This window comes from Runella rosea (genome assembly GCF_003325355.1).
Lineage (GTDB): Bacteria > Bacteroidota > Bacteroidia > Cytophagales > Spirosomataceae > Runella > Runella rosea.
Window position 1 is genome coordinate 3529637 of the sequence record NZ_CP030850.1, and the last position, 15637, is coordinate 3545273.

The following is a 15637-nucleotide window of genomic DNA, read 5'->3' on the forward strand; positions in this document are numbered from 1 at the left end:
ATTACAAACCGGTCGCTACTGTTTTGAGTCCTCTTTCGGCGATGAGATTCTCGCGTACTTTTTGACTTCGGTACAATTCCAAAGGATTCAAGGCCCCACCCGCCCGCAAACGAGCTTCGGCGACCAAAGCGCGAACGTCGGTTCGGAACGCGTTTTGCAAAATCTCTTGTGCCCGCACCACGTCGTTATTATTTTGGGCTTCTTCGAGCGCTTTTCTATCTACCGATAGCGCTTGCGCGTACGACATCATGATGCCTTCGACCGATTGTAGCAAATCTTCGAGGGGATCTTTAACGTTGTGTGAAGCATCAATCATCCAACCCAAATCGGTGGCGTGATTCATGCCGCGTGCGTCCATTCCTTCTACTAACTCGTTAAAAATCAAAAATAACTGATACGGCTTTATTGAACCTGCAGTTAAGTCGTCGTCGCCGTATTTAGAATCGTTGAAGTGAAACCCACCTAGTTTTCCTTCCATTAGCAGCAACGCAACGATTTGTTCAATGTTGGCGTTGGGTAAATGGTGGCCCAAATCTACTAATGTGTAGGCTTTGTTGCCGAGCTTCTGAACGTACGAATACGATTGTCCCCAATCGGCGACGGTGGTTGAATAAAAATTGGGTTCGAAGGCTTTATATTCCAAAAACAGCTTCCAGTTTTCTGGCAAAGCCGCGTAGATTTCTTGCAAACTTTCGAGCGTATTTTGGTACGCTTTACGAAAATTTAATTGACCTGGGAAGCACGAGCCGTCTGAAAGCCACACCGTTAAAGATTCTGAACCCAGCTCAATACCTTGTTTGATTACCTCAATATTGTGCTCAATCGCCTGTTTGCGGATGGCTTTATTGACGTTTTGCAACGAGCCGAATTTGTAAGTAAGGGCTTGATCAGGCTGATCCTGAAAGGTGTTGGAATTGACGGCGTCAAACTTTAAACCGTGTTGCGCTGCCAAGGCTTTGATGGCTTTGGCATCTTGGGGAATATCCCACGGGATGTGCAGTGAAATAGCTCCGCTAGATTGATTTAAAGAATGCAACAGACCCACGTCTTCAATTTTTTCTTCCAATGTACGCGGTTCACCGCCGCCCGAAAAACGCCCGAAACGGGTGCCGCCCGTACCCAATGCCCAGGACGGAATGGCAATTTGAAAATCAACGACTTTTTGGATGATGGCTTCCGCGTTTTCGATTTCGGAAGTAATGTAGCTCAAACGGCGCTCGTGGGCTTTGAGCAGGTCGTCGTTGTGTTGTTGTATCTTGTATTTTTCGAGTTGCATGGTAATGACTGATTTGAAGTTAGGAAATAAACGATTTAAAAAATCTAACGCCTGAAGTCAGACGTTAGATTCGAGTATTAAACTAACCTATGATGAAAAAACAATCTTTAATTAACGAACAAAAGCCATTGCTACACCACCGTCTACGTTCAACACGTTACCAGTCGATTTGCTGAGCAACCCTCCCACGAAGGCGAAGCAGGCATTGGCAATGTCGTCGGGCAAAATAGCCTCGTTCAACAATGTTCGTTTGGCATAATATGCGGGTAATTCCTCTACCGTAATGCCGTAGGCTTTGGCGCGGCCTTCGGCCCAGCCACCAGCCCAAATATTTGAATCGGCAATAACCGCGTCTGGATTGACGGTATTGACGCGAATCTTATCACCGCCTAATTCGGCCGCATTAAGTCGGCTTAAATGCAATTGAGCAGCTTTGGCCGAACCATAACCTGCGTTGTTTGGTCCTGATACCAAGGCATTTTTACTCACAATATTGATAACATCACCGCCAAAGCCTTGCTTGCGCATTACCGCGATACCCGCTTGGGTAACGAGGAATTGACCTTTGACCAAAATGTCGTACAGTTTATCCCAATCTTCAATCGTGTGGGCTTCAATGGGTTTAGAGATGCTGATTCCTGCGTTGTTGACAATGATATCCACACCGCCAAAGGCCAAGGCGGCGGCGTCCATTGCCGATAAAATGCTCTGGGCATCGGTCACGTTCAGAAGCGTGGTCGACACGGCATCTTTACCGAATTTCTTCACAAATTCTTCTTTAGCTCCCGCCAGACGTTCTTCATTGATATCGTTCAAAACCACTACTGCTCCCTCTTCGGCAAAACGACGAGCGATGGCTTTTCCGATTCCGCCCGCACTTCCCGTAATCAACGCTACGCGTCCAGAAAGCGCTTTTGGCTTGGGCATACGTTGAAGTTTAGCTTCTTCCAACAGCCAATATTCAATGTTGAAAGCCTCCTGACGGGGCAATGAGGTGTATTCTGATACTGCCTCGGCGCCTTTCATTACGTTGACGGCGTTGATGTAGTATTCAGAGGCCAAACGGGCCGTTGTTTTATCTTTTGAGAACGTAAACATTCCTACGCCGGGGTACAGAATAACCACCGGGTTGGGGTCGCGCATGGCGGGCGAGTTGGGATGTTTACAGGTTTCGTAGTAATCGGTGTATAACTCGCGGTAGGCCACAAAGCCAGGCAGAAGTTTTTCTTTCAGGGCCGCTACATCCGACAAATCTTCATCAGGGGCCAGCGTCAACACCAACGGGCTGATTTTGGTACGGAGGAAGTGGTCAGGACAAGAAGTGCCCAAAGGCGCCAATTTTTCCAAATCGTTGGAGTTGATAAATTCCAAGACGCGTGCGTCGTCTGTAAAATGACCAACCATGGTGCGGTATGACGAACAAAAACCGCGCAATACAGGGGCTAATTTAGCCGCTTGTTTTTGACGGTCTTCTGCCGACAGGCTTTCAATTTTCTGACCACCAAATACTGGGCGGGTTTTGCCGTAATTTGCTTCCAAATACTCAGCACACTTTTCGATGACTTCGAGCGTGTTGATGTAACTTTCATAAGAAGTATCCCCCCATGTAAATAAACCATGCGAGCCGAGCATGATACCGCGCAATTTGATGCCTTTGGCGGCGGCTTCTTCCAAACAGGCACGAAGTTGAAGGCCTAATTCAAAGCCCGGGCGTTGCCATTCTACCCAGCCCACTTCGCCGTTGAAGAGTTCATTTGTAATCTTTTTGCCATCTTTGGCCGCCGCAATTGCAATCGCTGCATCGGGGTGAAGGTGGTCGATATGAGCAAACGGTAAAAAACCGTGTAAAGGAGTATCAATAGAAGGCGCTTTTGACGCTAAATCGAAGATACAATGGTTGAACAACTCTACCATTTCATCTTCAAACTCTAAGCCGCGATAAACATTCTCCAAACTACGCAAACGATCCAGATACAACGCTGCACAACCCGATTTTTTGAGGGTACCTATATCCCCTCCTGAACCTTTAATCCACATTACTTCCGTATCCTTTGCGGTAAGTGGGTCCTTATCCGTAATTTTGACGGACGTATTTCCTCCACCGTAATTTGTTAGGCGAAGGTCAGCACCAAGGATATTGGAGCGATAGATAAAGAGAGCTACTTCATCGCCCGCCAACTCGGCGGCTTTGGCGTCATCCCAAAGGTAGCTTACATGCTTAAATTGAATGGTTGTCGCTGACATATTTATGTATTAGTAGTTTGGATCGTTCTAAGGATTGTTATAGTAAATACTTCAAAAGTAATAATACAAAGTTAATGGATGTTTATTTTTGGAGTGTCATGTACCTTCATGGATTGTATTGACAATTGTTTATCTAATTATTCGAATATAATGAAAGCAGTTATTGTTTCCCAAACGGGCGGGCCCGAAGTCCTGAATTTGCAAGAACGTCCCTTGCCCGTACCTATACTGCAAGACGTACTGATTCGGGTTTATGCAGCAGGGGTCAACCGGGCCGACTTATTGATGCGTCAAGGGCGTTACGGGGTTTCGGGTCAGGCGCCTGTCGAGCCGTTGGGCTTAGAAATCGCGGGGGTAGTGGAGCAAATAGGCTCTTCGGTCAGCCGCTGGAAAGTAGGCGACCGGGTATGCGCGCTCATTCGTCACGGTGGCTACGCCGAATATGCCTTGGCCAATGCCCATCATTGTTTACCCATTCCAGAAGGCCTTTCGTTTGAAGAGGCCGCCTGTTTGCCCGAGACAAGCATGACCGTATGGGATAATGTATTTCGACGGATGCGCTTACAAAAGGGTGAAAATCTGCTTGTTCACGGCGGCACAAGCGGTATTGGGGTCACCGCCATTCAATTGGCAAAAGCACTTGGAGCACAGGTATTTGCTACCGCAGGAACGGATGAAAAATGTCGATTTTGTGAAGAATTGGGGGCGATAAAGTGCGTAAATTACAAAACCCAAAATTTTGAGGATGTCCTTAAACCTGTCGGGATGGACGCTATTTTGGATTACATTGGTGGAGAGTATACCTCCAAAAATATACGTCTGCTGCGTACCGATGGTCGTTTGTGTTTTATTGCCAGCTTGGGCGGCGCACAAACGCAGTTTAATATTTTGGAAGTGATGAGCAAACGCCTCACCATCACGGGAAGCATGCTTGCCCCCCGTGATGATGAATTTAAAGCGGCTTTGGCAGCCGAAGTAGAAAAACGCGTTTGGCCCCTCATTGCCACGGGTCAATACAAACCGATTATCTATAAAACATTCCCCCTCAGCGAGGCGGCCGAAGCCCACCGCTTGATGGAAAGCTCCGAGCACATCGGAAAAATCGTTCTTGTACCTTAATCGTCCAAAGATTGATAAATCATCATTTCAAACTTACGGTCAATTTCGCCACCATAGCTGGTAGGCCACATTTGTTTCATAATGACGGCGCAAATTTTTTCTTTGGGGTCGGCAAAATAGTTGGTACTGAATGCGCCGCCCCAACTGAATGTGCCCACGCTGCCCAAGCCTTTTGAGCGCCCAGCTTCGCCGATTACGCTGAAACCCAAACTGAAATAGCTGCGCGGATCTGGAAACAATGTTCCGCTTTGGTTGGTGTTGGTAAAAAGCTCCACGGCTTTGCGGCTCAGCAATCGTTTACCGTTGTATACCCCACCATTAAGGAGCATATGAAGGAAAATGGCATAGTCGTAGGCCGTGCTTGATAGGCCACCGCCGCCCGAATAAAAGGTTTTGGCTCCCTCAATCGGATAATTGGGGTTTGCCGATAATGAGTTGGTTGTGCCTTTAACCAACTTCTTGTCTTTATCTTCCGAATACAGCGGGACCAAACGGTCTTTTTTGGAATCTGGTAGGTAAAAGTAGGTGTCTTTCATGCCCAGCGGGGCAAAAATTCGTTGCTGAAAAAACTGGTCGAGGGTCATTCCAGACGCAATTTCCACCAAATACCCTAGTACATCAACGCTTAAGCCGTAGGTCCATTTTTCGCCGGGTTGATGATTGAGCGGAAGTTTGGCCAGTTTTTGGATGTTATCTCCGATTTTGAGATTTTCGGTGGTAAAGGCATCCACAATTCCTGCTTTGGTATAAATGGCCCTCAGACGTTCGTCGCTGGAGATGACATTATAATTGATGCCCGACATGTGTGTCAGCAAATGCCGCACCGAAATCTCCCGCTTAGCAGGCACGGTCGTAAAGCTGCTGTCTTTCGGGTTGAATTGGTCGAGTACAACGGGTTTAGCAAACGCTGGAATGTATTTGCTGATGGGGTCATCGAGCATGATTTTTCCTTCTTCGTGCAGCATCATCACGGCCAGTGAGGTAATGGCTTTGGTCATGGAAGCAATGCGGTAGATGGCGTCTTTGGCCAACGGTTTATTGCTTTCAAGATCCGCTTTTCCGAAGGCTTTGTAGTACACAATTTTACCATTACGAACCACAATGGCCGCCACGCCCGGAAAAGCGCCTTTGTCGATATACGACTGAATCATGCCGTCCAGTCGATTGAGTCGCTCTGAGTACATCCCCACCGACTCAGGCGTAGCCGCCGACAGCAAGGGCGGGGCTTGTCGAGTACCCGTTTGAGAAAAAAGTGGTATTGCTGACAACAGCACCAAGGTTATGGCACGGCAAAAATGATTCAATGGCATATCGTTAAGGGTTTGAAAATGACCAAAGTTAAGAGAAACTATGGTGCTAACAAATCCTCCGAAAATTGTTCAAATGATTTGATTTGATACTGTGCCTGTACCTGCTTATTGAGTAGACGATACGTGGGGTTGTCCAATTCTTTTAAAATTTCGGTCAAATGCCTTTCGGACCGAACGGCATTCTGAGGCGCAAGGTCAATCAAGTGGCGGTCGTTTTGGTATTGGTGGATAAAGCTGTATAAACTCAGGCCGTCTTTATTTTTGTAGCCATAATCTAAAATGAACGAAGGCGTATCGGTAAAACAGGCTTCTAAGCCCATGGTGGTGCCTAAATGAAAGAAGGCCTCAGCGTGGGCAATTTTCTCAAATTTTTCCAATATATGCCCATCTTTTACCGACAAATCAACCGTCCGAAAGCCATCGTCCATGATTACATTGGGTAGATTGCGGAGTGCTTGATACACGTCCCAATTGCCTTGTACTGGATAAGGGCGAACCACTAATATGAGCTCCGGGCGGTTCTTTGCTAATACCTGCGCCACTGAAATGGCCACATTGACTTCTTCTTTGACCAAATCATCAATGCCGATGGCGCAGCCGAAGTATACATACCGCAAGGGGTAAGTTCGGGCTAATTCTGTTTGCCGCAGTTGATACTCATGGATGTAAGCAAATTGGCTAGCGCCTACTACTTTTACGTGGGCCGCTGGAATATGCTGAAGATAAACAATATCCTCTTTGATGCGCTCATTCCAGCAGATATAATGTGCTCGTTCAGAAAAACAAATGTGCTTGCAGGCGTGGTCCCAACTGTAGACGTACACTTTTACGGGATACTTTTCGTGGAGAAGGCGGGCCAATAGGAAATCGTCGGCAATGGCCGTAAAGCACACAAATTGATCTATTTCACCCAAATCAGTCATTTTCTGATAGTCCAGACCTTTTAGGTAAGTATCGTAGGAAATGAACTTGGGCAGTCGCCGGACCCATTCGATGATTTCATAATTCTTTTTTCGAACTGCTGGATCGGTGGCATGAGAGGCTTTGAACAGCTCCATCAGGAAAAAATTATGACGACTTTTGGGAATACGTTTGAAGAGGACGAATAATTTCATCCAAAGGTTATTCCAAAAACTGCTTTTGCGCTCGTTGATGACTCGGAATTCTAGTCCCTCGGGCAGATGTCGCAAAATTTCGTCGCGATTTTCGGGGCGACCAAAAATGATTACTTCATGTTGTTTAGCAACTTCGGCCATTACACGCCGCACGTCGTTGCGGAAATCAAAGAAAGAAACGACAAACCCAATTTTCATATTTGTGGTACAGACGGCCCGTCTGTCATATAGTAAGCGGCGACAAAATTGCTAAAATCATCCAATCTACCCAAACATGGCATGTGGGGGATGACGTATCAGATAATTTGCCAAAAAACCTTGGACAATCCGTCACTTTTTGTTTAAATGCAACTCTTTTTTGCTTTTACCCAACCTCTATTATTTACAGCTCCATGAAATTCACTTTGATTCTATGGGTGTCTACCCTGCTCTCGCTTACTGCTTACGGTCAGACCGTTTATCCCGAACGTGAAGTAGACAAAGCGGCTCAACCCCAAGGCGGGTTTGCGTATTTGCAGCAATTCGTCAAGGATAATTTGCAGATGCCTTTTCAGGCACGGCTTCAATCGGTACAAGGGCGCGTGTTTATGAGTGGTATTGTAGAAACCGACGGCAGCGTGTCTGGCCTAAAAATCATCAAAGGCATTCATCCACTTTGTGATACCGAAGCGCTGAGGGTTGTGGGGCTTTATCGGGCGTGGGAACCTGCCCTTAAAGACACAAAGCCCGTTCGTCAGGATTTCAATTTTTTCGTTGTTTTCCCCGATATGCCCGTCACAAATTATGACAGCACCAGCCAACGACTGGTGGATTATTTTAACGAAAAATTCCAGTTTACGCAAGACCCCACCGAGTACCATTTTCGGAGATACATTCCCGTTGATAAAAACGGCCTTGTAAGGGATGATGTGGTTTTTGAAGAGTTGAAGAAAAAAGAATGGAAGCCTTTTTTGTCGGTGCCGTTTAAGAGAGATTCATTGATGTACAAGATTGTCAATGAAACAATGACCGATTCGATTCCAGCTTATCAGTTGACAGTCAGGGACAAAGATTGGAATTCGTACGTGCCCGAAACGATTGTTCAGAAAAATGGACAACTATTGTCCACCAAAGAAAAACAGGGCAATAAGGTTGTTTCCTCTGCTGAATATTACGCCAACGGTGCCTTGCAGGAACGGCAGATAGTAGACGGGAAAAACGAAAAGATACAGACGTGGTATGATAACGGCCAACTGAAAGAAGTTCGGTTACAGGAGTTGCCCGACCCGACAAAGCCGGCGGGAATCACTGTCATTGATTTGTGGTCTCGGGAAGGTAACGTCTGGGTTAAAGGTGGGAATGGTTGGGGTGTTTATAGAACTAAGGTTCAAAAAGACCAATGGATCATCGAACAGGGCGCTTTTGAAAATGGGAAGAAGGTAGGAAAATGGATTGCCAAACGTCCCGACAGCACGCTCTATTATGAAGAAACCTACGATAAAGGTAAATTGGTACAGGGACGTTTGATGTTGGACGGTACTGAACACACCTACACCGAAGTACAGGAACTTCCGCAGTTTTCGGGCGGGCTTTCGGCTTTGGCAATGTTTTTAGGGAGAAATATCAACTACCCTAAAGCGGCGGCCCGAAAAAATATTTCAGGAAAAGTCTTCATCTCTTTTGTGGTATGCGAAGACGGCTCTTTGTGTGATTATGAGTTGCTCAAAGGAATCGGCGGCGGTTGCGACGAAGAGGCCCTGCGGGTGGTCAAAGGAATGAGCGGTAAGTGGTTTCCTGGCACGGAGCGCGGTCAAAAAGTGAGAGTAAAGTATAATTTGCCCGTCAGTTTTGTTCTTGAATGATAGGAAAGAAACTCTTTACATTTTCACAAAACGGTTGCGACCGCTTCCCTCGCAGTAACTGACAATCAGCGTATCACCCTGTACATCCATATTCCACGTATCACAAGCTAAACAACTCACCAATGCACATTGGGGATTTTGCATAAGCGCTTCTTTCGGCTCGATCAGGAATACTTTTTTGCCCGATTTCAGGTATTTTGGAGCGCAACAGGCCGGCAGGCCATTAGCGTCAAGAATAACCCCGTCGTAGCGTATCTCAAACAAATAAGCATTTTTTGGAGGGACAATCTCCCATCTTTTTACATCCTTGGCAGGTTCTACGGCATCCAATCGCCATTTTCCTACGAAGGGTTGGAGCTCTTCCGGTGAAAGTTTTTTTTCTTTGCACCCAACGAGACTCATTAAAAATAATAACAGTAATAGCTTTTTCATCAGGAGTTTATAAAGTTTAAATTCGCTCATATCGACTGCGGCCCGAGCCGTTACAGGTATTGGTGGTCAATCCATCTCCCTGCAAATCCATCTCCAACGTTTCGCATCCGACACAATTGACCAATGCGCACAGAGGATTGTCGGGAAGACCCTCTTTAGGAACAATGGTAAATACTTTGCCGTTGACTTTGAGGTATTTTGGGCCGCAGCATATAGGCAGGCCATCCGGGCCGAGAATGACGCCGTCGTAACGTATTTCAAATTGATGCTGACCGCTTTGTGTAACAAACTCCCATTCCGTCTTTCCAGCCGGTTGAATGGAGGTTACTCGCCACTTTCCTACCAAAGGTTGTAATTCTTCGGGAGAAAGTTGTTTTTCTTTACACGAAAATAAACCCACCAAAAACAGTACCAACAGAGTGCTTCTCATTGATTGAATGATTTGTTACATAGACGAAAATGAGCATCAAATGGTTGGAAACAAAAAAGCGTCAGACGGTTTTGAACCGCCCGACGCTTACATCACACGTACTTATTGATAGGTTAAAAATGAACTAGCTCCAATCCCGGTCCCACGAATCTTTGGTGTTCCATTCGTCGGTCGGGGCAAACCATTTTTGGTCTTTCATCAAGAAGCGTTTTGCTCCTTCTTCGTTAAGCTCCACGCCCAAGCCCGGTTTGTTAGGTACGGGGGCAAATCCGTTGACCACGAGTGGTTTACTGCCCGTTACAATGTCTTCCCAGCCAGGTACATCCACACCGTGGTGCTCAAGTGCAACGAAGTTTTCGGTAGCAGCGGCGCAATGAACATTGGCCATGAACGAAATCGGGCTGCCTGCAAAGTGCATTGCCATCGGAATGCCGTGCTCTTCGGCGTAATCGCCAATTTTCTTGGTCTCCAAAATTCCGCCAGAAGAGGCCAAATCGGGGTGAATCATGTCAACGGCTTTGGCGTTGATGAGTTTGATAAATTCTTCTTTGAGGTAAATGTCCTCTCCCGTCAGCGTTGGCGTGTCGATGGCGTCCGAAATTTGCTTCCATTGGTCGGTATAAAACCAAGGCACAAGGTCTTCGAGCCACGCCAATTGGTATTTTTCAACGGCTTTGCCAAGACGAATGGCCGTGTTGACGTCAAAGTGCCCAAAGTGGTCGGCTGAAACAGGGATTTCGTACCCCACTCCTTCGCGAATCTTGCTTACGTATTCGGCAATATAATCCAATCCCTTATCGGTAATTTGAATACGGGTAAAAGGGTGTTTGGTAGCTCCATAGTTACCCACGGTTTTGGTTTTATTGTCGCGTTGGTTGAGTTTCCAAACGTTGGCGCCCGTCAGCATTCCGGGCTTATCAGCCAACAGGCCAATCCCAAAGTCCATTTTAAGGAAGGTATAGCCTTTATCCAAACGGGTTTCTTTTAGTTTTTTAGCAAAGTTGGTGGGGTCGGTAATCTCTGGCGTATCGGCATACATCCGAATTTCATCGCGGTATTTTCCACCCAACATTTGATAGACAGGTACGTTGTAAGCTTTACCGGCCAAATCCCACAGTGCCATTTCTACGCCGCACACTCCACCAGCCGCCCGTCCGTGTCCGCCAAATTGCTTGATTTCTTTAAAAATCTTTTCAACGTTGCAGGGGTTTTGGCCCAGCAAGCGGCTTTTGAGCATAAGTGCATAGTTGGGACTTGCTCCATCGCGTACTTCTCCCCAACCTACTAAGCCTTGGTTGGTATCAATCCGGATGATGGGGCTTTTGAACGGCACTCCCTGCAAATGCGCGATGCGTATATCTGTAATTTTAAGATCGGCAGGTTTAGAATCACGCTTTACTTTTTGCGTAATGTATTCCATTTCCTGCTCGTGTTTACCATCCAGCATTAACCCTAATGACAATCCACCTAACATGCCTTTTTTTAGAAAATCGCGGCGCTTGCTTTCGGATTGGGCGTGGGTATCAGGGAGCTTGAATCGGTCTAATAATTTTTTCATTGGGGTTTAGAATTAAAAATGTGAAAAGAGAAAATGAAACTGGGGATAACGAATTTGGACTCCGAATAACTGCTTCGTTGTCGGTCAACAGTACGGAGTTACAAGATTAGGTCAATTTTTTCTGAAAATATTTCAAAATTCACCGTTGGAAAAAGATAGAAGTGTAAATGAGGTAATTGTTGGATTTTTGTAAGCCCCCTATCCCCCAGAGGGGGAATAAACTAAACTTAACACCCTCCTCGGGGGAGGTGGACTATTTTGATTATGAAAAAGCTAATTATACTTTTCTCACTTCTTGCTACTCAGGTCACACTACTTGCTCAAATCCAAGCTCCCAAAGAGCTTATCCAATTTTATACCCAAGAATGGAAAGGCGAACGCTTCCCTGATGGTCGCCCCAAAGTGCCCGATGAGATTGTAAAACGCCTAGCCAATGTATCTATTGAAGAGGCTTGGGGGATTATGCGCGGCGATGGGTACAACAATCAGTTTGAAGGAAATTTTCAAATCATTCACCCCGAAAAGCCGCTTGTCGGGCGCGTGCTGACGGCTCAATACATGCCTGCTCGTCCCGACATGGAAAAGCCCATCAAAGAAAAAGGAAAAGCTGAAGGGCGAAAAGGAGCCTCTAATTCGTGGCCAATTGACGCCCTCCAAATCAATGACGTATACGTGGCCGACGGTTTCGGAAAAATTGTGGACGGAACCCTCATCGGCGATAACCTCGGCAACTCAATTTATGCCAAATCCAAAACGGGTGTGGTGTTTGACGGTAGTGTGCGCGACTTGGAAGGCTTAAGCGCCATTGATGGGTTTGTCGGCTTTACGCGCGGCTACGACCCATCGGCTATCAAAGACATGATAATGACTTGTATCAACTGCCCTATCCGTATTGGTCGAGCGTCGGTATTGCCGGGAGATTTAGTCTTGGGAAAACCCGAAGGCGTGATTTTTATTCCAGCGCATTTGGCCGAAAAAGTAGTAAACAGAGCAGAGTTTATTGCCCTTCAAGATGAATTTGGCCATAAAATGCTCCGTGAAAATAAATTTACGCCTGGTGAGATTGACATGAAATGGTCGGAACCAATCAAAACTGCTTTCCGCGAGCACCTCAAAACCCGTTCTGGTAAAGTGTACCTGACTGCAGAGCAGATTGAAGCGTTTTTGGCGAGGGAATAATCAGAGATGAAATAAGAGATGATTGCCTTGCGTCCTAATACTGCAAAGTTGCAGTATTAGGACGCAAGTTTTTAGCTGACAACTTCAGGTTGCATGGTTTTGTACTTCCGCTTAAAATACCCAAACGAAATCACCACCAATACCACATACACTACCGCCAAAACATAGGCGCCGTAGATAAAGAAGTCCAGAAAACTGATGTTGGGTTGGCCGAAGTTTTTGTAGAGCAATACGCCCACCGTCCCCAAATACCCCCACCAATCAGCCAGTGTTACCACAAAACTCACCGTACTAACGTACTTGAAAGAAGCCACAAAACGCTCAAAATAAAGGCCGTTGCAAGGTACATAGGCTAAATACAGTCCCACACCCGTCAGCGTAAACCACACGCCCGGCGATAGCATACCCTGCTGAAACATCCACGTACTGACGCCGACCGTAATTCCGCCCGCAATCAACAGTAGATTGATGAGATAAAACGCCTTCCAATTGTCTTTTACCCAACGCAGCGTAGCCATCAGTAGCAAAATAAAGACCGATACAAAAGTTTCGGTTTGGGTAAAAATCAACGGGTTATCCACACCAGCGAGTTTTAATATTTCGGGAGCAAAATTGTCACGGAAATCACGGAACGCGGTCAGAAAAACATAAGATACAATTAAGGTAATCAGCCCAACCGAAAAGGTTTTGATAAAGCGGCTGCGGTCGGCGGCATTCATGGGGGCGCGCTCGGTGCGCTCAGCGCGGTCCTCGGCCGTTGGGGCAGGTAATTTTGCCAATGCCCAAACCGCCAACACCAACGGAACCGCAAATAGCAAACCCGTCGTAAACGGCATCCAAAACTCTGATACGCCCGAATTTAACAACGTTTTACCAATGGTTTTGACAAATCCTGAAGCAAAAATAAACGAGGCAGTAAGCCCAGCCACCAACGCATCCGTTTGGCGACGCCCCTCCAAAAAGCCCAATACGGTGCCATAAACCATGCCCAACGGAAGCCCGTTCAAGAACAAAAAAGGGATATTGTAAGGGGCTGGAACGACGGCAAATCCTAATAAAGCTAACTCTGCAAATCCCACAAAAGCCAATAAATACATGGCACGTTGGGCGGGTTTCATTTCTGAAACTACCTTTATACCAATAAGTTTGGAAAAGGCATAGCCCAATACTTGCAGCGTAATCAACCAGATTTTATAATTGATACCCCAAAAAACCAACCCGTCAAACGTGGCGGCTGTGATCCCCCTTCGAAAAGCGTACATACAGGCATAGGCACAAAAAGCAGCAGTAGACCCCCATACCATGAGGCGAAATTCAGAAGGTTTTTTCATAAAAGGGTTTAGTAAAACTAAAAAAAGGGTGTTTGTTGATAAACACCCAAAAATATTAAATTCTACGTTTCGAGAATGTTATTTTTATTTCTTCACGTGATCTAGATTAAAGTGAAGTCCCACGTTCTCGCGGCGAGCCATGGCCATTTTCAATACCAGATAAGATACGTTAATCATGTTGCGGAGTTCCATAATCGGCACCGAAACCTTTGATTGCCAGTACAATTCTTCGTGCTCTTGAAAGATAAGTTCTACGCGGTCGTGTGCCCGTTTCAGACGACGATTGGTACGCACAATGCCGACATAATTTGACATGATTGCTTCCAGTTCCTTGGTCATTTCGGTAACCAAAATGGCTTCTTCAGGATGCGTAGTTCCTTCGTCGTTCCATTCTGGAATGTTGTCTGGTATGTAGGCATCGGCTAAGTTTTCGATTGTTTTCTCGAAAGCCCGATGCGCAAAAACCACGGCTTCGAGGAGGGAGTTAGAAGCCAAACGATTGGCACCATGCAGGCCTGTGCAGGCGCACTCTCCAGTTGCGTACAAGTAAAAAATATTCGTCTGCCCAAATTCATTCACCTTGATACCACCGCACATGTAATGCTGCGCGGGCACTACCGGAATGTAATCTTTGCGTATATCAATGCCCAGATTGTCTTTGCAGTAGGCGGTAATATTGGGAAAATGCTCGATGAACTTTTCATAATCGCAGTGCGTAACGTCGATGTAAACGTGCTCATCGCCGTATTTTTTCATTTCGGAGTCAATGGACCGTGCTACAATATCTCGCGGAGCAAGCGAAAGACGTGGGTCATAATGCTCCATGAATGTTTCGCCTTTTTTGTTGCGTAAAATCCCCCCAAAACCCCGCACGGCTTCGGAAATCAGGAAGTTGGGTTTTTTGCCAGGTTGATAAAGCGCCGTGGGGTGAAATTGAATAAATTCCATGTTATCGCAGACGCCTTTGGCGCGGTAAGCCATGGCAATGCCATCGCCAGTAGCGATGCGCGGGTTGGTCGTGTTTTGATAAATATTGCCGATACCGCCCGTTGCCAACATAGTGGTTTTGGCTAAAAATTTCTCTACTTCCCCCGTTTTTGTGTTCAAAACATAAGCCCCAAAACATTTAATGTCGTCGCGGTGGCGGTAGACGGTTTCTCCTAGATGGTGTTGGGTTATTAAATCTACGGCAAAATAATGCGTAAAAATCTGAATCGAAGAATGGCTCTTAACTTCACTCAAAAGCGCCCGTTCTATTTCAGCACCTGTGGCATCTTTGAAGTGCAATATACGGTGGTCGGAGTGGCCACCTTCTTTGGCCAAATCATACTCGCCGTCGGCTTCTTTGTCAAAGCGTGTACCGTAAGAAATCAGCTCCATAATGCGCTCTGGAGCTTCTTTTACCACAATCTCTACAATATTTCTTTTGCTGATTCCGCCACCCGCCACCATCGTATCTTCGATGTGTTTTTCGAACGAATCTTCCTCGGCCCACACGGCGGCAATTCCCCCCTGAGCGTATTTGGTATTGGTTTCGTCGGCTTGTACTTTGGTGATAACCGCAATGGAGACCTTCTCTTTTTGCGCATCAAAATGCCGCGCCAGTTTGGCGGCGTAGCTCAAGCCCGCGATGCCAGAGCCAATCACTAAAAAATCAAATTGAGGCATATACAACAATAATTTTCAATGTACGAATTGCGATTTGTAATTTTTAGGCTGGAATATCCCCTTAAAAAGGGAGAGCCTCTGCCACTGCAAGAATAAAGAATAAATCACTAATAATTTAATTTTCAGAATCATTT

Annotated in this window: 12 protein-coding genes; 3 read left to right on the forward strand and 9 right to left on the reverse strand. The window is 46.2% G+C overall.

Annotated features, from left to right (window positions below):
- Position 1: 1 nt before the first annotated feature.
- Positions 2 to 1276, reverse strand: a complete 1275-nt coding sequence (locus DR864_RS14750) for a sugar isomerase (protein ID WP_114067701.1) — start codon at positions 1274 to 1276, stop codon at positions 2 to 4.
- A 111-nt stretch (positions 1277 to 1387) separates the two neighbouring features.
- The gene (locus DR864_RS14755) at positions 1388 to 3520 is read right to left on the reverse strand and encodes a bifunctional aldolase/short-chain dehydrogenase (protein ID WP_114067702.1); all 2133 of its coding nucleotides are present in this window, start codon (positions 3518 to 3520) and stop codon (positions 1388 to 1390) included.
- A gap of 150 nt (positions 3521 to 3670) precedes the next feature.
- Between DR864_RS14755 and DR864_RS14760 the strand changes: the two genes are divergently transcribed.
- A complete protein-coding gene (locus tag DR864_RS14760; RefSeq protein WP_114067703.1) occupies positions 3671 to 4639 on the forward strand; it encodes an NAD(P)H-quinone oxidoreductase in 969 nt (322 codons plus the stop codon).
- On the opposite strand, the gene DR864_RS14765 is transcribed toward DR864_RS14760, so the two are convergent.
- Both DR864_RS14765 and DR864_RS14770 read right to left on the reverse strand, forming a co-directional pair.
- The gene (locus DR864_RS14765; RefSeq protein ID WP_114067704.1) at positions 4636 to 5949 is read right to left on the reverse strand and encodes a serine hydrolase domain-containing protein; all 1314 of its coding nucleotides are present in this window, start codon (positions 5947 to 5949) and stop codon (positions 4636 to 4638) included. The two genes, DR864_RS14760 and DR864_RS14765, sit on opposite strands and share 4 nt — an antisense overlap.
- 38 nt (positions 5950 to 5987) lie before the next feature.
- A complete protein-coding gene (locus DR864_RS14770; protein WP_114067705.1) occupies positions 5988 to 7262 on the reverse strand; it encodes a glycosyltransferase family protein in 1275 nt (424 codons plus the stop codon).
- 194 nt (positions 7263 to 7456) lie between these two features.
- Between DR864_RS14770 and DR864_RS14775 the strand changes: the two genes are divergently transcribed.
- Entirely contained in the window at positions 7457 to 8905 is a 1449-nt protein-coding gene (locus tag DR864_RS14775) for a TonB family protein (RefSeq protein WP_114067706.1), read from the forward strand.
- 15 nt (positions 8906 to 8920) lie between these two features.
- Here the strand turns inward: DR864_RS14775 and DR864_RS14780 are convergent, their stop codons facing one another.
- From DR864_RS14780 to DR864_RS14790, 3 genes are all read right to left on the reverse strand, one after another.
- Positions 8921 to 9337, reverse strand: a complete 417-nt coding sequence (locus DR864_RS14780; protein ID WP_162793844.1) for a hypothetical protein — start codon at positions 9335 to 9337, stop codon at positions 8921 to 8923.
- Between the two features lie 16 nt (positions 9338 to 9353).
- Positions 9354 to 9767 carry a hypothetical protein gene (locus tag DR864_RS14785; RefSeq protein ID WP_114067708.1) on the reverse strand — a complete coding sequence of 138 codons (414 nt, stop codon included), beginning with the start codon at positions 9765 to 9767 and terminating at the stop codon, positions 9354 to 9356.
- Positions 9768 to 9891: 124 nt separating this feature from the next.
- Positions 9892 to 11325: a mandelate racemase/muconate lactonizing enzyme family protein gene (locus DR864_RS14790; RefSeq protein ID WP_114067709.1), complete on the reverse strand. Its 1434-nt coding sequence runs from the start codon at positions 11323 to 11325 to the stop codon at positions 9892 to 9894.
- 264 nt (positions 11326 to 11589) lie between these two features.
- Between DR864_RS14790 and DR864_RS14795 the strand changes: the two genes are divergently transcribed.
- Entirely contained in the window at positions 11590 to 12504 is a 915-nt protein-coding gene (locus DR864_RS14795; protein WP_114067710.1) for an RraA family protein, read from the forward strand.
- Positions 12505 to 12575: 71 nt separating this feature from the next.
- On the opposite strand, the gene DR864_RS14800 is transcribed toward DR864_RS14795, so the two are convergent.
- Positions 12576 to 13835, reverse strand: coding sequence for a DUF5690 family protein (locus DR864_RS14800; protein ID WP_114067711.1), 1260 nt, complete (start codon positions 13833 to 13835; stop codon positions 12576 to 12578).
- A gap of 84 nt (positions 13836 to 13919) precedes the next feature.
- Positions 13920 to 15503, reverse strand: a complete 1584-nt coding sequence (gene nadB, locus DR864_RS14805) for an L-aspartate oxidase (RefSeq protein ID WP_114067712.1) — start codon at positions 15501 to 15503, stop codon at positions 13920 to 13922.
- Positions 15504 to 15637: the final 134 nt, after the last annotated feature.